Genomic DNA, 23,164 nt, shown 5'->3' on the forward strand with positions numbered 1-23,164 from the left:
TTTACACAAAAAAAAGAACCTATCAAACGATAKATTCTTCTTTCGTAAGCTGATTCGAGCGTCCTCTCGTAATAGAGAAAATCGCACAAAGCAGTGCCAATATAATGAAAACGCCGCCTACCCAAGCGTTATATATAACAGATGATTTTTCAATAACAACTCCGCCCACTGTTGAACCAAGTGCAATTCCTAAGTGAAGTGCAGAGTTATTTAATCCTTGCTGAATACCAGCTGATTCCGGTGCAATTTCAATTAAATAATTTTGTTGCGCTGGTGAAATCGCCCAGCTCAGCATACTCCATAAGCCCATCATAATGATAAAGAGCGGAAATGAGAATGTCATTAGTGGCAATAGGAAGATAGCACATGCAAATACGATAATGATGGAAATAATACTTTTCTTCGATCCCCATTTATCAGCAAGCCAGCCGCCAAGGCCACCTCCAAGTACCGCTGCAATTCCGAAAATGAAGTAAAACACACTAATCCAATTTGCTTCAACATGCATCACATCTTTTAAAAACGGCGTTAAATATGCGTATAGCGTTAAATGACCTGTTAAAAATAAAAATGATGTTAACTGTGCACTTACAATTTTTTTATCCTTTAACGTAGCGATTTGTTCTCTTATTGATAATACCGATGTCGGTGGTACTTTCGTTAAGAATAATGAAATACAAGCAATCGCCATAACAGTTAATATTGAAATTAATACAAATGGTGCACGCCATCCATATGCATTTCCGAGCACAAGACCGAGCGGTACTCCAAGTACGAGTGATCCACTAATACCCATGAAAATGATTCCAATTGCACGCGCACGAAAATGCGGCTCTACTACACTAGAAGCAAGTGTTACCGATAGTGCAATAATAAGCGATCCACTCGCTGCACAAATTACTCTCGAGAACATTAACATCCCGTAATTCACACTAAATGCCGAAATGATATTTCCAATTAAGAAAATTGATAATGCCACAACATACAATTTCTTTCTTTCAAACTTGCCTGTTAATGCTAATAAAACTGGCCCTGATAGAGCGAATACTACTGAAAATATTGTAATAAGCTGACCAGCTGCACTAATCGACACACCTAAATCATTGGCAACTAAATCAAGCGTTCCTCCTATAATTAGCTCAACCGTTCCGACTACAAAAGCCGCAATAGCTAAAATATACACACGAAAATTCAAGTCTTTCCCCACACTTTCTCTTTTGGTTACTACTATTATAGTAACCAAAAGAGAAAGTGGACGCAAGTACAATTTTTTTACAGCAAAAAAGCAGGCGTATTATACGCCTGCCCTTCAATCATTAAACTCCAGTTTCTTTCTTCTTATTTAAGTACCAATACACCGGAAGTCCAGTAAATACAATTCCAATTGATAAGAAGCAACTTACCGGATCGTTAATAATCGCACTTCCAAGTACAAATAACGATCCTAAAATCGCAACGATTGGTACAATCGGGAATAACGGTACACTATATGCACGCTCTTTATCCTTGTTACGCTTTCTTAAAATGAAGACACCTATAAATGTCATTACATAGAAAATATAAATAATGAATACGGAAATCTCAGATAGCTTATTCGGATCACTAATAAGCATTAAAATAATTCCTAATATGATTTCAACAGTAATCGCATTCGCTGGTGTTTTAAACTTCTCGTGTGCCTTTGCGATAAACTTAGAAAACGGAAGGTGTCCACGCTCTGCCATCGACATCGGAATACGTGGGAACGTTAAAATCTTTCCATTTAAACAGCCGAAAATAGAAATGATAATACCAATACTAATAATTTTCCCGCCATATTCTCCAAGTAACATGCCCGCAGCTGTCGCCGTTGCGTTTTCTCCAAGGTCCACAATTTTCGCTGCTGGTAATACATTTAGTAACGCTAAGTTAATTAATACGTAAGCAGCTGTTACAATTAAAATCCCAATTGTCATTGCCTTTGGTAATAACTTTGTTGGGTTCTTCATTTCTCCGCCAATAGAAGCAAGTAAAATCCAACCATCATAGGCAAATAAAGTTGCTAAAATTGCCATCCCGATACTTTGATTTTCTGATATCGGTACAACTACGTTGAAGATATCACTATTCCCTTTCCAAAACCCTAGCACAACAATTAATATAATTGGAATCATCTTCCCAACTGTCGTAACCGTTTGGACGATGCCCCCATATTTTGTTCCCAAACTATTTATAACGCCTAGGAACACAACTGTTCCAATTGCGATTGGTAAATTCCAGACTTTATCTAAATAGAAAAAATTGATCATTAAAGAACTAAAATACAAACCTAACGTTCCAATAATAGCTGGTCCATAAACAATTGTTTGCATCCAGCCAGATAAATACCCCCAAAAACTTCCGTAAATCTCCTCTAAATACGTATACAACCCACCATTTTTCGGAATTTGCGCTCCAATTTCGGCTACTGTTAAACCACTTGCTAACGTCAACAGACCGCCAATTACCCAAGCAAAAATAGCCATATTAGAACTCCCTGAGTAATCTAATACGCTCCCTGGTTTCATAAACACACCCGACCCAATAATAGTTCCTACTACGATAGATAGTGCCACTGTTAAACCAATTTTGTTTTTCTCATCATGATGCATGCTGCGTATCCTCCTTCCAATTCTAGTGTGATGCAAAAATGAAATAAAAAAACACTCCTCCCTAAAAAAGGGACGAGTGTTTTATTCGTGGTTCCACCCTTGTTTCAATTAGTAAAGTGACACACTTCACCAATTTCTCAAGTCTAAATAACGGTTTTTGCCGGCAAGCAATTACTAGATATCCGTTCACTGCTGCAGTTCAGAGGTGGTAATCGATTTTCCCGTATTAGGAAGCTCACAGCCAAAGGCCTCCCTCTCTGAGAATCGTAAAAAATTGATCATATCCTCATCATCACTTCTTGATGTCGAATTTTGTAGTTATTGTTCATTATATTGAATTGTTAGAAAAAATCAATATATTTTTTTTATATAACATAAGAAATAGTTCTCTCCTTATATTATAACAGAAGTTACCATATTTCTCTAATTTGCTCTCCCGTGAACAACGTGAGAGGGTAAATGAAATTATATAGACTTCCCAACAAAAAACGACAACAATAGTAACCTACACAATAAGAGGAAGCTGTTCCAAAGACAGCCTCCTCACATATGTACCTTTCGGTTGCCCACACGAAAGATACGACATAGTTCAATTATTTATCTTCATTTTTCATAAAAAATTTATGATGTGGCAAATCAACATTCAATTCCTCTAATTTTTTCTTTTCATTCTCTAAAATTGCTTTCGCTTTTTCTTTTGTCGCTTCATCTAATCCCGTAAAGATGTCTTCATGCTTCTCTTTCTCTGGGAGGTTTACGCCTAACTCTTTCAACTTCTCTTTCACTTGCTCACGTGTTAATGCTCCAGACTTCCCTTGCTCTAAAATCGACTTCACTTTTTCTTTTGTCGCTTCATCTAAATCTGCAAGCATTTCTTTGTGCTTACCTTTCTCTGGTAAGTTTACGCCTAACTCTTTCAACTTCTCTTTCACTTGCTCACGTGTTAATGCTCCAGACTTTTCTTGCTCTAAAATTGACTTCACTTTTTCTTTCGCCTGATCATCTAATCCTGCAAATATTTCCTTGTGCTTACCTTTCTCTGGTAAGTTCACGCCTAACTCTTTCAATTTCTCTTTCACTTGCTCACGAGTTAATGTTCCAGACTTCCCTTGCTCTAAAATCGACTTCGCTTTTTCTTTCGCCTGATCATCTAATCCCGCAAACATTTCCTTGCGATTACCCTTCTCTGGTAAGTTCACACCTAGTTCCTCTAACTGTTTCTTTGTATCGTCCATAATCGTTTTTACTTTTTGTTTTGTCGCCTCATCTAAATTCTTCTTTGCAGTTCCTTTTGTAACTTGCTCAGCTGCTGGAGTATTAGTTGCCGCAAACGCTGGTATGCAAGCTCCTCCTATAATTCCAAATGATAAAGCACCTGCAATTGCTACATACCCAACTGTTTTTTTCTTCATAGGAAATTTCCTCCTTCATATTTCTAAAGCATGTACACTTTCGTATACAACGCCTATAGTAATGTTGGTTTCTTAAAATTTCCTTAACGATTTAAATAAAGTGAAACTTTAACTAGTGGGGGGATTTGTCCATCCTCCACTAATTATTAGCCCAAACCAATCGGGACAAAAAAACACCGCTCATCACGAGCGGCGTTTTTCTAAGCATTTTGTAATTGTACTTCTTCACGTTCCATTACTTTTCTTAATACAATTGTTTGTGTCATTGTAAATAAATTACCTGTAATCCAGTACAGCACAAGTCCTGATGGTGCCGCAATACCCATAAACAAAATCATTGCTGGCATCATAATTTGCTGTATTTTCAGCATTTGTACTTGCTCTCCAGGCGTTATATTTGATTGGAACACCTTCATTTGAATAAATGTTGTTAACGCTGCGATAATCGGTAATATATGATATGGATCTGCATGTCCTAGGTTCACCCATAAAAATGAAGATGTACGAATCTCTTCAGTTCGGCTAATCGCATAATACAAAGCAGAGAAAATCGGCATTTGTATAAAGATTGGCCAGCACCCAGCTAACGGATTCCAACCGCCTGATTTCATTAGTTCTGACATTTCTTTTTGATACTGCTTTTGTTTTTCAAGATCTTTACCCACATCACCGTATTTCTGTTTCAGCTTCTGTAATTCAGGTTGCATTTTTTTCATTTTCGCTTGGCTACGATATTGCGAAACAGCTAATGGAATCATCGCTGAACGAACAACAAGCGTAATGATAATGATTGCAATCCCGAAGCTAGCTCCAGGTATATGATGAGCAACAAATTGAATCATAAATGAGATTGGATATACGAAATAATGGTTCCAAATTCCCGTACTATGTGAATCAATTGTACCTGCATTACTGCAGCCAGATAAAACAAAAACAAGTAATAATGATAAACTAATGAGCCTAGCTCGGTATGATTTTAACATGTTCATTCCTCCAATGTTTCGTAATTAATTAGCGAAACATTGGTGTATACGGACCTACCTCGTCACTCTCTCCACTCGATTCTTGTCTGCGGACAGAACGAATCATTCCATATTTATAAAAAATAGAAAATAGCGGTACATTTCTTGTACCCTCTTCACACGTATCAACTAGTTTAAACGCTCTCTGTCTACCGTTCGATGCTTGCTGACGCACAAAGCGAGAAACGTTAGCAAGAAAGAAAACTTCTAATAAACAAAGCGCCGTCGTTACAAACGATATATATAGAATTGCATCCTGCAATAAAAATTCCATCGCTTCACATCCTTAATAAAGTCATTTTAGCACATTCCACAAACATTCTCTATTTCCTTTTGTTCTCAAAAGTTTTTTTGCATATTTTCTCAAAAAATTATGCTAGAAAACTAATGTATTCGCTTTCTTTAGTATATTCACACGTATCTTTGAATAGGTTTAATTTGTTAGAAATTTATAAAATTTTTGTATTATAATAAAACTATTGCCAGTTTTTGAAAAAAGCTTTATTCTCTTCTTGTAATCAAAAATGAATATGGAGATGAAACATACTATGGGTCAACTAGGAGACGCCGATTACGTTCCCGACACCGCCTTTTTATCCTTCCCAGCAGCTAAAACATTTCACTTAGAATTTATGATACAGTTAGTTGTTATTTTTATAGCTTCTATTTTGTATGCAATTTCTATGAATATGTTTTTTATCCCGCATAATATGATTAGCGGTGGGTTCGCTGGTGTAGGGATGATTATCGGTTATTTAATGCACTACAATATCGGAGCACTTATCTTTTTACTAAACATTCCGCTTCTTATTTTAAGTCACTTTTACTTAGGAAAGAAGACAACCTTTTTAACGGCATACTTTGTAGCTGTATCATCTTTAGCGATGAACATTATCCCAGTACACCAAGTCTCAGACGATATTTTACTTTCTTCTGTATTCGGTGGTGTCATCTGCGGTGCTGCCTCAGGAATCATATTCCGATTTGCTTCTTCAACAGGTGGTTTTGATGTTGTTGGATTGATTGTAGCGAAACATCGCGATGTTTCAATTGGAGCAATCATCTTTGGATTCAACTTAATCTTACTTGTTGCAGCAGGATTTATTTTCGGATGGGATATTACACTTTATACGTTAATTAGTCGGTTTGTAGTCAGCAAAGTAATTGATGCCGTGCATACAAAACATATTAAATTAACGATAATGACAATTACAGAAAAAGGTGAGGAAATAAAAAGCTCACTATTACATCACGGCATACGTGGGGTGACAATGGTAGATGCTGTCGGCGGCTATACAAACCATAAGAAAAAAATGATTTACACTGTCGTAACTCGCTACGAGTTGGGCGAAATGAAACGTATTATCCGCCAAGTGGATAATAAAGCATTTATGAACATTACTGAAACAGTTGAAATTGTCGGCCGTTTCAAACGTATATAAAAAAGCGCAAGGAACTACAATTCCTTGCGCTTTTTAATTTTTACACTTATTACAAAATCAGATAATTCTATAATTGTGCCCCTAAATGTGTTATAATGAAAGCAGACTTACAAAAAAGAGTATATAGACTTGGAAGTTTCTCTTATTTTTATAAGCAAAAAGAAACGAGCAGTCGGGTATATTTCAGACACCATACACGTAACGGTTTTCCAAAAGCCGTTCATCTTAGTTATTCTTCACTGATCTTTTTATAAAAAGATACGTACAACTAAAATTCACTTCAATATACTATACCTACCTTTTTGACTTCCAAATCATCTTATTACATAAGGAGATGAATATATGAATCAATATATACGATACACACTAGCTGTCCTATTTGCCATCGTCGGCGGTGCAATCTGTTTCTGGACAAACACTCAACTTGGGGAGAATATCATTTTTAATGGAATCGAAACCCTTGTAAGCGCTTCAATTTTAGGCGGATACATTTTCTTCCTCTTCAATCCAGAAGAAAATGCTCAAAAAACAATGTTATTAACAATGATCGGAATCGTTGGTGGATGTATTTCCTACTCAATGACAAACTATACATTACCACTTCAATTAAGCTCAGCTTTCTTCCACGGTCTATGGACTTGGTTTATCGCATTCTGCCTAGCAGACGTATTCAACCTACTACAAGACCACGAAGAAGAAAATGGTCAACAAATTGAAAGCAATTCTTAAGCTGGAAGATACTCTTCCAGCTTTTTTGTTTGCTATTCTCCACGCTTGCATACCCCGCTTGGTATTTATCGAAATATATCAGCGATTCCTCGATTATATCGACCGTTTCTCCAATTATATCGGCGATTTTTTCATTATATCGACGTTTCGACACAGGATATCGATTTAACGACATCCTTCGACAATCAAAACGTGCAACATACCCTATCCCCCAAGCAACTTACTACCGAACTCCACGATTAAAAAGATAACTAACAGGATCGCAAGTATTTTCAATGCTACATACGTCACTTTAAAAATCACATAAATGAGCAAGACTAACAAAATAATCGCTAAAATTTCCATATATAATTCCTCCAAGCTTTGCTCTTCTTATCTCATTTTACTCGCCCCGAACTTTTTATGGAACGGCAAAAGATTACATACAGAAAAGAGGATACCTCACCCATCGTAAGATACCCTCTCCTTCAACTGCTCAAACCATTCTCTCTCTAATTGTAAATATCCTATCTCACTCTTCTCAGCGCTCTTCAATTCTTTATCAGCTTTCCTCATATAAGTGCGTGAAGCTTCTAAATCACCCTCTAAATATTTAACAATTCCTTGTGTGCGGTAATACCCATTTAAGTCCATTTTTGTAATTGCCTTTGCATGTTCCTTCGCTTCTTGCAAGGAAAGATTTCCCTCCTGATACAGTACTTTATATAAAAGATACCAACTATGAAAACTACCAACAAAATATTTATTCTCTGTTGTCACAGGTAACTGCACAATTTTCTCTAAATGCACTATCGCTTTTTCCATTCCCTCTTGATCAGCTCGGGCATAAAAGACAAGCATAAGTCCACTCATTATCTCGCTTATACTTTTATCCTCTTTTAATTTCCCCTCACTAAGTTCTATTAATCTCTCATCCCAATCTTCCGGTCTTTTGTAACTAAATAACTCACTCGATACTTGAATCGTGTATAAATGCTCTCTAGCCTTTTCATCATCTTTAATTAAAATGAGAAATTGCATGCCATCGCTTAGTAGCGTTCCCTTTATTGGAATTGCTGTGACGACAAAGATTGCAAGGTGTAAAACAGAAAAGTATAAAAGCATGTGGTAATAACTCACCATATATATGTAACCTGATACAATGCCAAATACGAAACTCGTTAATGGTCCGCTTAAAGTCATCCATGCCCATTTTTTCGAAAGGTTCGTTGTGTATGTGGAAGGCGGTACTAACATTGCGACGCCACCAACATACATCCATATTTTATTTTCTCGAATTCGTATTTTTCCCTTTTCTTTTTGAACAGTAATAGGCCCTACTGTCATAAACTTAAATTTCAAACCGACTATCAAACCACATATTACATGCCCTAATTCATGAATAGCTAACACTAGCAATGCAATCCCGAAAAAGGCCCATATTTCTATAACTTGCTGTACTTTTTCTATTCGAATAAGCCCATATAAAGTGGAGCAAACGAAGGCAACGAACATTAAAAAAGCAGGTCTTCTTAAAACGTACACCGTTTTTCTCCCCTTAATAAATCATTTTTTTATGCATTTCGTACATATATGTTCCAACATGTAATACCCAAACGAACGAAATCATAATGACCATAAAGAAGTCTTTTCCATCTAAAATTGCATACGCAATCGCCGCCAACCACGCACAAGCAAGTGTCATATTTGTATATTGATATGCCTTATATCCCGCTTCATGAACAATTTGCTTTTGCCCTTCATCTGCATTCTTTGCCCACATTTCCATTGACTGAGAATACGTAACACTCTGTTCTGGATATAGAGCGTTATACCTTTTCCTCATTACAGATCCTAACCAAGTTATAGCAATAAAGCACACTGTAGATACCACAATACTTACACTAACAAAGAGCAAGTTCCCCTCACTCGTATACGTTCTATAAAAAGCGATAACTGAGCAAACAAACCATGATGGAATAATAATTTCCATTACTCGAAAATAAATAAGCGCTATCCCTAATCTTCGTCCCTTAACATTTTCTTCATCATCTTTCGTTTGTGCGAGCGCTCTTGTACGCTTCCAAATATAATATATAATCGCTACGCCAAATACACTCATCATAGCAATGCTAATAACAGGAGGTATTTTGCTAGTACCCTCTGTTGCAATATCCCCTACTACATACCCTATAAACCCACCAAAAATTGCTCCTACTAACAACTTCAATATAGCCGTCATTTTCCCATTTCCCTTATTCCTACTCTTCATCTCCATCTTCCCCCTCCACCAACATAAATATCTCCTCCACTGGCACTCCAAAAATTTGTGCAATTTTTAGCGATAACACAATAGACGGTGCATAATCCCCACGCTCAATTAAGCTAATGGTTTGCCGTGATGAGCCGATCGCTTTACCTAAATCCCCTTGTGATACACGATGCTTTGCTCTAAGTTCCCTCACTCGATTTTGAAGCTTCATGTTTTACCTCTTTTTCATTTATTTAATTAAAATTGTAAATAATATCCTTCACTTTGTCAATTATCATTGTCATTTTGACGTATATATATGTCAAAAATGAATATATATTATGCTAGACATAACGTATATAATAATCTTCAAGAACTACACAATTGGGGTTAACGTAAACTTCCTTATTACTAAAAATAACACCTACCAAGGTTATAGCACTGGCTTTTCTAGTGAATTTAATAAATATGAACCTATGTCCATACTAAGCAACGATACGTACGAACTTTCACCTAGTAAAACGGGAACATATTATATAGTAGTGACCGGTTACGGTATCGAGGGAAAAATAAAAGCAAACTGGAAAATACAATAAAAAAGGCAGTGCTCAAAAGCACTGCCTTCCTAAATTTTGACATAGAATGGATTTCATATTAACTTGCGTTTTGTAAAAATACTCGTTTTAGTTGTTTGCGGAAACGAATGCCTAACGTAATTGCTACAATGACAATAGCTCCGAAAATGATTTTACCGATATGATCTCCCAGTAATCCGAAAATATCATGTAAGTTACCACCTAACCAGTAGCCACCAATTAAGAAGAATGATACCCAGAATAAAGCACCTGAATAAATTGTAATCGCAAAGCGGCGAAACGGTAAGTTAATGATACCTGCAAAGTATCCTGTAAAATGACGTACACCAGGAATGAAGAAACCGATAAAGATTAGAAAATAGCCATACTTATCGAACCACATTCTCGTTAAATCAATTTTTTTTTGTGTTAAAAATACGTACTTCCCGTATTTTTGAACAAAAGGCATACCAAGCTTATTTCCTAAAAAGTATTGGATTGTCATTCCTACACTTGTCCCAATAAAGGATAGGATAATTAAAATAGGTAAACTTAGGTCACCCTTCTGTGCTAAAAATCCCGCATATGCTAATGTGGGCTCTCCCGGAAACGGAAGTGCAATATATTCTAACAGCAAACCTACAAGTACTACATAATACCCGTATTGCTGAAATAATTCATGAACCCATTCCATGTCATCTCCCCTTTCATCCACGTACAACTTGTTACTATTATTGTATAAAAAAATTGTCGAAATAACTATCACAATAGCTTACATTTTTATTACATTTTTGTAAGGCTCATGCTAAAGTTTTCTGTTCTTTATTTAATTATATAAATTACTGTTTTAAAACGGGATGGCACCTACCTATTACAATGGCGAGAGACGTTAATATACAAATTTTATCCAGTTTTTAGCACTCGGAAATCGCCTCATTTTGTTCTCTATAAAAAACCATAACAAACTCATACTAACTTCATATTAGCTTCATATACGTATTGTAAGATTATATCGGAATTTGTTGAAAACTTTTACTACTATATAACCTAAACATTAAATTGAATAAATATAAATCGCTTTCTGAAAATGAAAAAAGGGAGAATAAGAATGGAAGCTTATAAAATGCACGATTTTATTAATACCAATATTGAATCTCATCCAAATGAAACGATTTTTAATTTACACATATGTGAAACAAATGAATTTGACGTAAGTTTAACAAAATCCACAACGCTATCTTTTGTCGTTTCTAAAAAGAATATTAAAATTGTCACGAAAAAATGGACTAATTCTAATCAAGAAAGCATGATTGGAAAAAGTTATATCATTCCAACGAAAGCGTTTCACTATTTCTTACCTATGATTTCTGAAACAGAAGATGAAATGAGTATTCAAGTACAGAGCTTCGGACTACACGGTGAGCTTTTACTAAATGAAAGATTGCTCATTGATAAAAACAACAAACATAATACAAAAATCACTGCTTTTTTTGAATCACTAAATGAAAACGTACATCAAGCATTACGAGGATTACAAATTCATTGCATGTAATACTACTAAAATAGTAAAAGGAGAATATCAATGAAAAAATTACTAGTAACTATAATGTTATCGTTAGGTTTTTTAACTGTTCCATATATGTCTGCGGAAGCAGCTTCAACTAACGAACAGCTTATCGTTGACACGAAATTAAATAAAATGGATTTCTATCAAAATGGAAAGTTTATAAAAAGCTTCACTGTCGCTACTGGCAAAACAGCAACACCTACACCTAAAGGTACTTTTCAAGTGGTAAATAAAATTAAAAACCGTCCTTATTATACAGGACATATTAAAGGCGGCGATCCACGTAATCCACTTGGTGACCGTTGGCTCGGATTAAATATGGCAGGAACATACGGAACAACGTATGCGATTCATGGGACTAACAACAATCAAGCGATTGGCAAAGCTACAACACTTGGCTGTATTCGCATGTATAACAATGATATACATTGGTTATTTGAACGTATTCAAGAACGTGCCACTGTCACTGTAAAATAACCTATGAACAAGATTTACATGTAGCCAAGAATTTTATATCTTGGCTTATTTTATTTATTCATTTACAGTAGCTAAACAACTCTACTTGCATATATAATGAGAGTAGACTGCACTAAATAGCATAAAAACATTAATAAACATAGATATTAAAATTATACAGTTATAATATTTTATAAATTTCACACTGCATACTATAATAGAACTACTGTGATACTGAAATATTCAGTTCCAATAAACAACTCCCCTTGCTACTTTTATGATTATTTTATAGCGGGGGCTTATTATATGTATATACAACTTGAGTCACCCGAAAAATGATGAATTCGAATATTGCAGTAAAAAGCGTTATTTAGGAGGTGTTACTATGACGCATATACTGGTGATTGAAGACAACCCAGATATACAAGAACTTATTCGTGAATTTTTAACTGCCCAAAATTTTACCGTTGATGTGGTTGGTGCTGGAACGGAGGGAATTCTTCTTTTCCAAAAAAATTCATACGACCTTGTCCTCCTTGATGTAATGTTACCGGATATAGATGGTTATAGTATTTGTAAAATTATGCGAGGACAGTCTGATGTACCAATCATTATGTTAACAGGCTTACATAATGAGGAGAGTGAAATTAAAGGGTTTGAGTTGGGCATTGATGACTATATTACAAAACCGTTCCATTACACGGTATTTATTAAACGCGTAGAAGCTGTATTAAGAAGGACAACAACGAAGGAAGCCGAAACTGCAACTATACTACAATTCCATGAATTGATGTTAAATTCTACAGCATATGCGGCTTATGTTCATGGTAATCAAATTGAACTAACAACTAAAGAGTTTGAGATTATATATACGTTGTTACAAAATCGAGGAAAAGTATTATCAAGAAGTGATTTGTTAAATAAGGTATGGGGCTATGAACATTATGGTGATGTAAGAGTTATAGATACACATATTAAAAATTTAAGGAAAAAATTAGGGATTACTTATATTAAAACGGTGAAAGGCATTGGCTACAAAATCGAAGCATAGTAAGGATAACATCACCAAAAATATTTTCATCAAAACCCTATTGTTTTGTGTTCTTTTATCAATTTGTCTTTATCAAATCATTTATTTTCTAGCTTTAAACTATGATAAAGGGCGTTATGCGAAAAACCCTGAAACTCAAACTGTGGAACATGCGGATTCAGTTACGAAAAACGAACAAAATAAAAGAGAACAGAATAAAGCTGTTTCAGAGGGTAGCATTTCAAATTTCCAGTCATCTATTATAGATTTCAAAACACTCTCTACGGCTATTAATCATCTTTTGCAACCTAGCCAAACTACAAAAGCAAAAGAAAATGTAGCAAATCTTTCGGAGGAAAGTAACAAAACTGAATCACATACTAAAGCGGAACAAATAGCCGCTAACACTGATTCCTTACATACACAAAATACAACAAAGAAAACAAACGAAACACATGATAATCCTAGTTTAGCAGAGATAATGCAACAATTAGCTCCAAATATTGGTGCAACAATGCTTGCATTATCTCTGCTCGGTTCTTTAGTTTATGCCAAACTAATTGCCAAACCTTTTCAATATATGAGTGATACTTTAAAAGATATTATAAATCTGGACTTTTCAGATCAACAATCACCTAACAAAAATACAGATCAAACAGATTTTAATTTGCAAGTAGCCGCTTCACAAGTCCCAACCATTGTGAAAAATCTACATGAAACAAATACAGATTTACGAAATGAGCTCAAGAAAGAACAACAATTAGAACAATCTCGCAAAGAATTTATGTCTATGGTATCCCATGAATTAAAAACACCTATCGCAGCCGTTATGGGCCAACTAGATGGCATGATTCACGGAATCGGTGCTTACAAAGATAGAGATAAGTACTTAAAACGTTCCTACGAGATGATGCAGGATATTAACGTATTAACGGAAAAGATGTCAGAATTATCCAAAATGCAAAATCCTCAATTCAAACCGAATTTAGAAGTTATTTCACTATCTAACATCATTGAGGACGTTATGAAGAAAGTAGATTATTTTATATCTGTAAAGCAATTAAATGTTCAATCTAATATTAAACAAGACGTACAAATTTTAGCTGATCCTAAATTTATTCAAACTGCTATTTTTAATATTATTTCAAATGCAATTCACTATACAATCGATCATCAGCATGTATATATAAAGCTTTATGAAAAACCGAACGGTTACGCATTAGAAGTATTAAATACAGGTTCACAAATTGATGAGGACAAACTCGCTCATTTATTTGAGCCATTCTATCGCGCTAATCCTGGAAATAACGGTTTAGTACAAGGTAGCGGTCTTGGATTATATATTGTAAAACAAATACTAGATAAACATCAGTTTCCTTATGGAATACAAAACACACCTCAAGGTGTAAAATGCTCAATTGTCTTTCCAAAAGCAATGTAAACTACTACTATAATTTCATACCCCAAACTCATACTTCGTATGAGTGGCGGAATTTTGTAGAGTCTCTGTCTCTGTTTCGTTCGCCCGTTGTCCTTATTAGGATAACGGGCGTTTTTTATTTATCCCGCTATTTGAGGGCAKTAAAACTCCCACCTCAAAATTCGGCTGGAGCAAAGAAGTTAGGTGGGAGTCGGGCTAATAATCAGTGGGGGATGAACAAAATCCCCACTGATTAAAGTTTCACTTTATATAAGGAGGTTTTCACATGGAGAAATTTAAGTATTCATTACTAGTTTTATTCGGCGCTTGTAGCTACGGCGTACTTTCAACTATTTTTAAACTCGGATTCATCGAAGGATTTTCATCACACCAACTACTAGGAGGACAATATGTCTTCGGATGGATTGGACTCCTTTTACTCGTTCTGTTCTTTTCACGTCATAAAGTATCAAAAAAACAATTCTTTTCGTTACTAACAGTCGGCACAACAATGAGCATGACAGGTATTTTCTATGCTATTTCCGTAGAAGAATTGCCAGCCTCTATCGCTGTCGTTTTACTCTTTCAGTTCACTTGGATTGGTGTAGTCATCGAAGCGATTGCGAATCGAACATTCCCAAGCCGTGAGAAAGTTATATCTATTATTATTTTATTTACTGGTACATTGTTTGCTGGTGGAGTATTTGAAGGTCTTGGACAAAACTTTTCTACGAAAGGTATTATTTTCGGACTATTAGCTGCCGTCTCTTTCTCATTCTATGTATTTGTAAGCGGGCGCGTTGCTACAGATGTTCCGCCTTATACGAAAAGCTTTCTTATGACAACGAGTGCTACTCTTATTGTATGCTTATTTTTCCCGCCTACCTTTTTAACAGATGGTACCTTACAAGCAGGCCTATGGAAATATGCTTTCTTCCTTGGACTGTTCGGGGTTATTATACCTGTCATTTGTTTTTCAATTGGGGTACCAAAAGTAGGAACAGGACTTGGTACAATATTAGGTGCAGCTGAATTACCAACAGCCATTATCGCTTCTATTACACTTGTTCATGAAGTTGTATCGCCAATGCAGTGGATTGGGATTGTGGTTATATTACTCGGTATTTTCACACCACAACTACTTACTGCTAGGAAAGAAAAAAAACAGCATACGATGCATAGTGCGTGAAAACATCAACTTGTATATAAATGTGAATAAAGTTGCGATATGTTAAACTTTATTACTACCTTCAAAATAACATATGATATTGCGGCTATTATTCTCGTAATTCTTGCTGTGCTTTTCTTTTTAAAAGATAAGAAAGAGGGTTATACAGCATGACAAAAGACCTTTCATTTATTTGAAAGGTCTTTTCCTTATATTTCACTTTACCGCTCCATATAACTTCTCTATCTCATGTTCAATTTGTTTTACATCGATTCGCTCAAATAATGGCTGTACATTATCAATTCGGTTTGGCAACGTGTTTTGAGGTTCCCAATTTACTTTAACACTCGATAATGTATTTCTAACTCTTTCACTTGAAAACGGTAAAAATGGTTCAAGCAGTTGTGCAAAGTTTGCTATCAGGTAAACACAATTATAAATTGTTTCCTCACATGGAACTGGGTCCTCTTCTCTTTGTTTCCAAGGCTGCTTTTCATCAAAGTATTTATTTGCAAAGCGTACTGCATCAAATATTGTTTCTAGTGCCACCTTAAATTTAGTTTGTTCAATCGCCTCTCCTACACTTTTATATAATCCTTCTACCTTATCTCTCAGCTCTATATTAATATTTGCTTTTGGCACAATGCCATCATAATACTTTTCAATGAACTTCAACGTCCGGTTCACAAAGTTCCCGTATGCGCCTAATAGTTCACTATTATGACTGTAAATGAATTCACGCCATGAAAAATCAGTATCACGATTTTCTGGTGCATTTACTGTTAAAAAGTAACGAATAGAATCTGGATTATAGCGTTCCAATATATCAGGTACCCATACTGCCCAGTTTTTACTTGTCGATAACTTTCTTTTTTCTACTGTTAAATACTCATTCGAAACGATATGACGCGGGATCGCTTCTTCTCCTATTCCAAGTAATACCGCTGGCCAAATGATTGAATGAAACGGAATATTATCCTTACCATGTACATAATATGTTTTCGCATCTCTATCCCAAAACTCTTGATCAGCTTTCTCTGTTTCTTCAGCCCAGTGTTTACTCGCTGAATAATATCCTGTCACCGCTTCAATCCATACGTAAATTTTCTTATCTTCATATCCTTTCACCGGAATTGGTACCCCAATTGGTAAATCACGTGATACTGCCCTATCTTGTAATCCTTCCTTTAAATATCTCTCTGTTAATTGAATTGCATTGTCGCGCCATGTTCCTTTCTGCTTTGCAATTTCTACAGCCGCTTTAATTTGTTGTTGAAATTTATGCAATGCAAAATAGAAATGCTCTGTTTCCTGTACTGATGGCGTACTACCGCATAACTTACATTTCTTTTCTAACAAATCGAGTGGATCTAAAATAGCGGAACAAGCATCGCATTGATCRCCCCTTGCTGCTTCATGGCAATGCGGACAAATACCTTCTACATATCGATCCGGTAAAAATTGTGTACACGCTTCGCAATAAGCTTGTTCAACTACTTTTTTATAAATATAACCTTCTTCTAATAGACGTAAAAAGACTTTTTGAACAGTTTCATGATGATGCTCACTATCTGTACGTGTATAGTAATCATACGTAAAACCAAGATTATGAAAACATCGCTCGAATTCTTCATGATATTGATCAGCTATTTTCTTTACTGTAACCCCTTCTTGTTTCGCTCTAATTGCAATCGGTGTTCCATTACAATCACTTCCTGAAACATACAACACATTCTCACCTTTAGCCCTATAATAACGCGCTAAAATATCTCCTGGTAACAAACTAGCAATATGCCCAAGATGCAACGAACCATTTGCATACGGCCAAGCGCCTCCAATAAAAATACTCATCTTATATTCCTCCTTTAAAATATAAAAAGCCCCACCCCTATCTTAAAAAAGATAAGGGCGGGGCTGGATAAACAGTCGCGATACCACCTTATTTCGTCAGTCATTCACATAACTAACCTTAACAAGTACGGAGCAATTCTTGCTCTTATACTGTGGTTTTGATAACGAGAACCAACTCTCGTCGCCGCCTACTATTATCATTTGATAAGTTCAGAACGAAGCTCAAAGGCCATTGTTCAAATGAATATTCTTGCTTCTTCTCAGCTACCGAAGCTCTCTGGAAAGAATGGTTCCATTCTACTTTTCCTTTTCAACGCTTTTATGTATAACACGTATTTTACGACTTAATACCAGAAAAATCAAACTTTTATTCAAAAAAGCAGGAAATCCTACTCACTCACCGAATAACTATACGTTCACAAAAGGAGTGATAAAATTGAATCAAAAGCAACTAAGTACTATTAATGAAAAAAGCTGGAATGCAGCTGCCTATGAAGCTTGGACTAATCGTCACGGCACACCGACAGAATATGCAAAAAAACTCATGCAAGATCCTGTTCATGAAGTCTCCTACTATTTACCCTACATACAATCTCCAAAAGGAAAGCGTATTATTAATTTACTCGGATCAAAAGGCAACAAAGCAGTTGCTCTTGCTCTTTTAGGAGCCGATGTAACAGTTGTAGATATTTCAGCAAGTAATGAAAAATATGCAACCGAACTAGCCGAAGCTGCTGACGTCTCTATTCAGTATATCGTTTCCGATGTACTAGATTTAAATCTATCCCAATCATTTGATATCGTATTACTGGAACTTGGCGTGCTCCATTACTTTTTAGACTTAAAGCCACTCTTTCATATAATCTCTCACTTACTAAAACAAGATGGGACATTTATACTGCGTGACTATCATCCCGTTTATACAAAATTATTAGGAGTAGATCATCCATCATTTCGAGCAAATGGAAATTATTTTGATGAGGAACTTATTGAAGATKACGTAGCTTATAGTACTCTCCTTACGGAATCACAGAAATACGCTTTACCGAGAACAAAAATTAGGCGCTGGACACTAGGAGAAGTTATTTCAGCAATGGCAGAAACAAATTTCAAGGTTGAAAAATTGATTGAAGAACACGGACCTCATCAAAGGTGGGTCTTCCCTTCTACTTCACCCGAAGGAATTGAAGAACGCATACCCGGTCTATATACATTAATTGCGACAACATGCAAAAAAGGATCCCTTCACGGATAGGATCCTTTTTTTGCATGCTTACGCATATAAGTTGAGGTTGGAGATTACCATAATTCTGTAGAATAGGACACAAGATATTTCAACATTCGTCTCTGACTTACGTCGTCAAAAAGGGGTATGACCAACATAACGAAGAGTAATGTTTTAGTTGATAGTGATAATCGTTATCAACTAATTAGAAGTATACAGGATGTTATTTCAAATTACAATAGCCTTTCTGGTTTTTATTTATGAATTTTTTGATATACAAATGTATACATTTTAAGAACATTTACTCATATCAATTTGCCTCCTTCCGTTATCTGCTATAATTTTCACTGAACAGATTAATAACTTCATAATAATGTTTTTATTAATTCTATTTTTTATATTTATAAATTATAATAAATAGTTTTTTGAAGAAAAGGTAGGGGTAACGATGAAATATGTTAGTATTCGAAAAAAATTAATGTTCATGATGGGAACGATTTGCGCTTTATTTGGCATCGCATTAGCTTTTATTTTATTCTTTGCTGTTGACCAATCTCATAAAGCTGAAACACTACAAAAAGATATTTCCCCTCTTGCAACAGAATTAAAAGAACGTGGAGACGCGTATCAAGTACAACTTTCAGCTTTAAGGGGTTATTTACTGCAACATGATCAAGTCGAATTAGACAAGTTTCATGAAATGAGTAAGCTTCTTGAAGATAATAAAGCACAACTTCTTTCTAACCCTAACGTATCACAATCTGTAAAAGATACTATGGAACTAGGCTCTACTTGGAGAATATTTATTGAAGAAAAAGTTTTCTCTCTTGCAAAAGAACAAAAATGGGAAGAAGCATTACAACTTGCTTCTTCAGAAAATGGTACTGTTTATAAAGTTATTGGTGATTTTACAAACTATAGTAACGAACAAGCTAAGTTACGTGAACAATCCATTGAAAAAATTGATCAATCTTCACTGCTAATTGAATATATTGTTTTCTTATCACTTGTTATATGTGTTATTGTTGCACTCATTCTTGCATGGTGGTTCTCTGGCAAGCTTGTTAAACCAATTGAACAAATTGATACGAAATTAAAAGAATTAGCTTCTCAAGAAGGTGATTTAACAGCACGTCTACAAGTAAATAGCAATGATGAGATCGGTGCTATTGCCACATCATTTAATAACATGTTAGAAAACTTGCAGCATATCATTAATCGTGTTCAAAAAACTTCTGTGGAAGTACAAAATGCTTCTAAAAACATGCTAGAAAAGACCAATACATCGCGTGATGCAACAATAAAAGTTCAAAGCTCGATGTCCAATTTAAATGCCAGCATCCAATCACAAACTTCTAGTATGGAAGAAAGCTCGACTGCAATGGATGATATGGCAATGAGTGTTCAGCGCATTGCAGAATCTGCTTCTTCTGTAGCCGAGCTAGCTGTAGCCACGTCAGAACACGCTAACGATGGAAGTACTGTTATTCAAAAATCTATTTCACAAATGACGACGATTCACGAAGCAGTAAATGCTACATCAGAAGTGGTCGAACGTCTAATCACTCATACGAAATATATTGATGCAGCTGTACAATCTATTTCCAATATCGCTGAACAAACAAATCTACTTGCTTTAAATGCTTCTATTGAAGCGGCTCGTGCCGGTGAACAAGGAAAAGGATTTGCTGTCGTAGCTGATGAAGTTCGTAAACTTGCTGAACAATCAAAAACAGCGGCAACAGATATTAACCAGTTGCTACATCAAATTCAAAATGATACAAAAACTGCTAGCTCTATGATGTCTCAAGGTCGCTCTGAAGCATTTGAAGGTATTAACGTCATTCGTGAGGCAGGCTCTTCTTTCACAACAATCGTCGGTCAAGTGAATACAGTGTCTACTCAAATCCAAGACATATCAGCAACTGCTGAAGAAATGGCCGCAAGTGCTGAAGAAATGAATGCTTCACTTAATAACATCGCTTCAATTTCTAATGAAGTTTCAAGTGAGACTGTCGCAACAGCACAATTCGCTGCACAGAAAGTCGTTGTTATGAATGAAATGACCCTAACTGCAAAACAAATGAAACAAACAGTTGAAGAATTAGATCAGCTTGTATCTCATTTTAAAACTGAATAGCTTTTTTAAAAATATTCCTCTTCCAAGAGGAATATTTTTTTGAGCTCATTCCCTGCACATTACATGTATTTCCGTTATAATGAGAATCGATATCATTAATATTTAGGGGGTGCTACACATGTCACAACAAGCATTTGAAGAAAAGTTATATGCGAACTTAGAAGCTGTTATTGACCCTGAATTAGGTGTTGATATTATCAATCTCGGATTAGTTTATGACGTTACAGCAGATGAAAATAATAATGCTGTCATTACAATGACAATGACTTCTATCGGTTGTCCAATGGCTGGCCAAATCGTATCAGACGTTAAAAAAATATTATCAACGAACGTACCCGAAGTAAATGAAATAGAAGTAAAAGTTGTATGGAATCCGCCATGGACAAAAGAACGTATGTCACGTATGGCGAAAATCGCATTAGGTATTCGTGACTAAATAAGGAAAAGACCTGACAATCCAGTCAGGTCTTTTTCTCTTATTATTTTACTCCTACAGCGTCATAAGCTTTCGTTACAGCTTGTACCTCTTTAGAGTTTTTACCGTATAGATCCTCTGCTGATTGAAGTGCAGCTTGGCGCATCATTTTGAAATCAGAGTTTGCAGTTAAATATTTAGTAAGAGCACGGTAGTAGATTTTTTCTGTCGCTTCACGGCCTACTCCTTTTACTTTCACGCCGTAATGGTCTCCACCATCAGATACTAAATACGCTGCCTTATTGTTAATACTACTGTTAATATGAACGCCGCCATTATCAGCTGTACCAGTATAGCGTTTATTGTAATGATCTGGGTAACCTTCACCAGGTTTTAATGGATTCGGAATAGATGCTGGATCTTTCAGAGATCGAAGTGCATCTCCAGGTTTACCAGGTGTATAAATATCAGCACCTAAATCCCAGCTCTTCTTCTCAACCATGACACCCATGATATCAGATAACGATTCATTTAACGCTCCTGATTCATTTTTATATACAAGGTTTGCTGTATGTTCAGTTACAGCATGCGTTAATTCGTGGCCAATAACATCTAGCCCTGCTGATAATGGAATAAATGTCTTACCATCTCCATCACCATACATCATTTGCACACCGTTCCACGCTGCGTTATTCCAAGATTCACCTACGTGAACAGCAGAAATAAGTTTTGCACCTTTATCATCGAAAGAGTTACGGTTAAATGTCTTTTTATAATAATCATATACTTTTCCTGCATTCACATGCGCATCAACTGCCGCTTTATCTTCGAAGAACTTAGATTTACTTGCAATTTCTTCTCCTGTATATCCAAGAATTTGTGAGAATAAATTAAACCAGTCTTCGTTCATATTCTCTGCATCAAATGTATGGACACCTTGTCCTCGTGTACCATCAAATAAGTTGAACGCTCCTGTTTTCGTATCTTGAGCAATTTCAAATGATTGTCTAGCGCCTAATACTCCGTAACCAAATCCAGTAATTTGATCTACAGCATTATATTTCTCAATAACATTTCCATTTGTTGCATCAACAAAATAATGCCAATATCCTGGAGCTGGTTTCGAAACCGACGCTTTTACAAGATATGCAAGATAGTATTGACCATCTTTTTCATACACATATAAATCTTTTTTCACACCATCATAATTCTTTACTTTACCAATTTCTTTCTCAATATTAGCTTTTGCAATCGTTTCTGCTTGTTCCGCACTAATACTTGCAGATGCAGGAATATTTTTATCATCTAAATTCGGAATAACTTGTCCAAAAAATGCTTTTACATTATTCTCTTTATCAAGCGTAACCGTTTGATCTGAACCATACACAGGAATGTTATTATGCTTCTCAACTAACTTCACATGTGTCGTACCTGATTCATCGTCTTTTTCTTCACCAACGACATTGAAATGTTTATCAATATTTCCTGCTAGTTTAAACATATCTTTCTTGMTCTCTAAATATTGAAATACTGTCTCTTTTTTATCTAGACCTTCTGGCGCTTTCCATTCTTCACCTATGTAAGCTGGTGTTTTGAACTCTTGGTGATACTGGATTTTTTGCTCTTCTGCTTTCGTCGTAGTTGCTCCAAATGCCCCAAACCCACTTGCGATAACAGTTAACGCTAATGCTGATGAAATTACTTGCTTTTTCAATCTAACACTCCCCATTCCCCTAAGAATTTTTGACACACTTATTACAATTCTAAATACTTATTCGTATACCTGTTTTTAAACATTGAGAAAGTTTTTTCTGATAATTCAACTCACCAAAAAGAGGACATCGTTTTTCGA

Annotated in this window: 22 protein-coding genes and 2 other annotated features; of the genes, 10 read left to right on the forward strand and 12 right to left on the reverse strand. The window is 35.6% G+C overall.

The window, feature by feature from the left end; genetic code table 11:
- Window positions 1-22: 22 nt before the first annotated feature.
- The 5 genes from AC1DTM_RS01960 to AC1DTM_RS01980 all read right to left on the reverse strand — a co-directional run bounded on the left by AC1DTM_RS01960 (window position 23) and on the right by AC1DTM_RS01980 (window position 5,338).
- Entirely contained in the window at window positions 23-1,267 is a 1,245-nt protein-coding gene (locus AC1DTM_RS01960) for an MFS transporter (protein WP_477000019.1), read from the reverse strand.
- Window positions 1,268-1,316: 49 nt separating this feature from the next.
- Window positions 1,317-2,630: an APC family permease gene (locus AC1DTM_RS01965; protein ID WP_002159975.1), complete on the reverse strand. Its 1,314-nt coding sequence runs from the start codon at window positions 2,628-2,630 to the stop codon at window positions 1,317-1,319.
- A gap of 65 nt (window positions 2,631-2,695) precedes the next feature.
- Window positions 2,696-2,932 (reverse strand) — a binding site (T-box leader).
- Window positions 2,933-3,223: 291 nt separating this feature from the next.
- Window positions 3,224-4,042: a hypothetical protein gene (locus tag AC1DTM_RS01970; RefSeq protein WP_246907478.1), complete on the reverse strand. Its 819-nt coding sequence runs from the start codon at window positions 4,040-4,042 to the stop codon at window positions 3,224-3,226.
- Window positions 4,043-4,242: 200 nt separating this feature from the next.
- Entirely contained in the window at window positions 4,243-5,025 is a 783-nt protein-coding gene (locus AC1DTM_RS01975; protein ID WP_002112707.1) for a membrane protein insertase YidC, read from the reverse strand.
- 28 nt (window positions 5,026-5,053) lie between these two features.
- On the reverse strand, window positions 5,054-5,338 hold the full coding sequence (locus AC1DTM_RS01980; RefSeq protein ID WP_002112708.1) for a hypothetical protein: 285 nt from the start codon (window positions 5,336-5,338) through the stop codon (window positions 5,054-5,056).
- A gap of 274 nt (window positions 5,339-5,612) precedes the next feature.
- Between AC1DTM_RS01980 and AC1DTM_RS01985 the strand changes: the two genes are divergently transcribed.
- Window positions 5,613-6,506 carry a YitT family protein gene (locus AC1DTM_RS01985; RefSeq protein ID WP_002145016.1) on the forward strand — a complete coding sequence of 298 codons (894 nt, stop codon included), beginning with the start codon at window positions 5,613-5,615 and terminating at the stop codon, window positions 6,504-6,506.
- Between the two features lie 342 nt (window positions 6,507-6,848).
- Window positions 6,849-7,235 carry a DUF3938 domain-containing protein gene (locus AC1DTM_RS01990; protein WP_002159972.1) on the forward strand — a complete coding sequence of 129 codons (387 nt, stop codon included), beginning with the start codon at window positions 6,849-6,851 and terminating at the stop codon, window positions 7,233-7,235.
- A 204-nt stretch (window positions 7,236-7,439) separates the two neighbouring features.
- On the opposite strand, the gene AC1DTM_RS01995 is transcribed toward AC1DTM_RS01990, so the two are convergent.
- The 5 genes from AC1DTM_RS01995 to AC1DTM_RS02015 all read right to left on the reverse strand — a co-directional run bounded on the left by AC1DTM_RS01995 (window position 7,440) and on the right by AC1DTM_RS02015 (window position 10,734).
- A complete protein-coding gene (locus AC1DTM_RS01995; RefSeq protein WP_002159971.1) occupies window positions 7,440-7,580 on the reverse strand; it encodes a DUF3985 family protein in 141 nt (46 codons plus the stop codon).
- A 96-nt stretch (window positions 7,581-7,676) separates the two neighbouring features.
- On the reverse strand, window positions 7,677-8,759 hold the full coding sequence (locus tag AC1DTM_RS02000; protein ID WP_246907476.1) for a M50 family metallopeptidase: 1,083 nt from the start codon (window positions 8,757-8,759) through the stop codon (window positions 7,677-7,679).
- Between the two features lie 13 nt (window positions 8,760-8,772).
- A complete protein-coding gene (locus AC1DTM_RS02005; protein WP_372343017.1) occupies window positions 8,773-9,486 on the reverse strand; it encodes a DUF3169 family protein in 714 nt (237 codons plus the stop codon).
- A complete protein-coding gene (locus tag AC1DTM_RS02010) occupies window positions 9,476-9,697 on the reverse strand; it encodes a helix-turn-helix transcriptional regulator (protein WP_002089441.1) in 222 nt (73 codons plus the stop codon). The genes AC1DTM_RS02005 and AC1DTM_RS02010 overlap by 11 nt, the downstream gene beginning before the upstream one ends.
- 422 nt (window positions 9,698-10,119) lie before the next feature.
- Window positions 10,120-10,734: a DedA family protein gene (locus AC1DTM_RS02015; protein ID WP_016106555.1), complete on the reverse strand. Its 615-nt coding sequence runs from the start codon at window positions 10,732-10,734 to the stop codon at window positions 10,120-10,122.
- A 414-nt stretch (window positions 10,735-11,148) separates the two neighbouring features.
- Here AC1DTM_RS02015 and AC1DTM_RS02020 point away from each other — a divergent pair, with 414 nt between their 5' ends.
- The 5 genes from AC1DTM_RS02020 (at window position 11,149) to AC1DTM_RS02040 (ending at window position 15,702) form a co-directional block, all read left to right on the forward strand.
- On the forward strand, window positions 11,149-11,592 hold the full coding sequence (locus AC1DTM_RS02020) for a DUF3978 family protein (RefSeq protein ID WP_016106556.1): 444 nt from the start codon (window positions 11,149-11,151) through the stop codon (window positions 11,590-11,592).
- 30 nt (window positions 11,593-11,622) lie between these two features.
- A complete protein-coding gene (locus AC1DTM_RS02025; protein WP_002112718.1) occupies window positions 11,623-12,084 on the forward strand; it encodes a L,D-transpeptidase in 462 nt (153 codons plus the stop codon).
- A gap of 364 nt (window positions 12,085-12,448) precedes the next feature.
- Entirely contained in the window at window positions 12,449-13,114 is a 666-nt protein-coding gene (locus AC1DTM_RS02030) for a response regulator transcription factor (protein ID WP_002159964.1), read from the forward strand.
- Window positions 13,092-14,534 (forward strand): sensor histidine kinase, encoded by a 1,443-nt coding sequence (locus AC1DTM_RS02035; RefSeq protein WP_016106557.1) that lies wholly within the window; start codon window positions 13,092-13,094, stop codon window positions 14,532-14,534. The genes AC1DTM_RS02030 and AC1DTM_RS02035 overlap by 23 nt, the downstream gene beginning before the upstream one ends.
- Window positions 14,535-14,799: 265 nt before the next feature.
- Window positions 14,800-15,702, forward strand: coding sequence for an EamA family transporter (locus AC1DTM_RS02040; protein WP_002159962.1), 903 nt, complete (start codon window positions 14,800-14,802; stop codon window positions 15,700-15,702).
- Window positions 15,703-15,897: 195 nt separating this feature from the next.
- Here AC1DTM_RS02040 and metG read toward each other — a convergent pair whose 3' ends face one another.
- Window positions 15,898-17,532, reverse strand: coding sequence for a methionine--tRNA ligase (gene metG, locus AC1DTM_RS02045; RefSeq protein ID WP_246907473.1), 1,635 nt, complete (start codon window positions 17,530-17,532; stop codon window positions 15,898-15,900).
- A 50-nt stretch (window positions 17,533-17,582) separates the two neighbouring features.
- Window positions 17,583-17,855, reverse strand: a binding site (T-box leader).
- Between the two features lie 113 nt (window positions 17,856-17,968).
- Here metG and AC1DTM_RS02050 point away from each other — a divergent pair.
- The 3 genes from AC1DTM_RS02050 (at window position 17,969) to AC1DTM_RS02060 (ending at window position 21,333) form a co-directional block, all read left to right on the forward strand.
- A complete protein-coding gene (locus AC1DTM_RS02050; protein ID WP_477000020.1) occupies window positions 17,969-18,787 on the forward strand; it encodes a class I SAM-dependent methyltransferase in 819 nt (272 codons plus the stop codon).
- 418 nt (window positions 18,788-19,205) lie between these two features.
- On the forward strand, window positions 19,206-20,897 hold the full coding sequence (locus AC1DTM_RS02055; RefSeq protein WP_246907471.1) for a methyl-accepting chemotaxis protein: 1,692 nt from the start codon (window positions 19,206-19,208) through the stop codon (window positions 20,895-20,897).
- A 118-nt stretch (window positions 20,898-21,015) separates the two neighbouring features.
- The gene (locus AC1DTM_RS02060) at window positions 21,016-21,333 is read left to right on the forward strand and encodes a metal-sulfur cluster assembly factor (protein ID WP_002159958.1); all 318 of its coding nucleotides are present in this window, start codon (window positions 21,016-21,018) and stop codon (window positions 21,331-21,333) included.
- A gap of 43 nt (window positions 21,334-21,376) precedes the next feature.
- Here AC1DTM_RS02060 and AC1DTM_RS02065 read toward each other — a convergent pair whose 3' ends face one another.
- Window positions 21,377-23,026, reverse strand: a complete 1,650-nt coding sequence (locus AC1DTM_RS02065) for a M4 family metallopeptidase (protein ID WP_477000021.1) — start codon at window positions 23,024-23,026, stop codon at window positions 21,377-21,379.
- Window positions 23,027-23,164 lie beyond the last annotated feature (138 nt).

The sequence above is a fragment of the Bacillus sp. P4_D3 genome, from assembly GCF_056401855.1.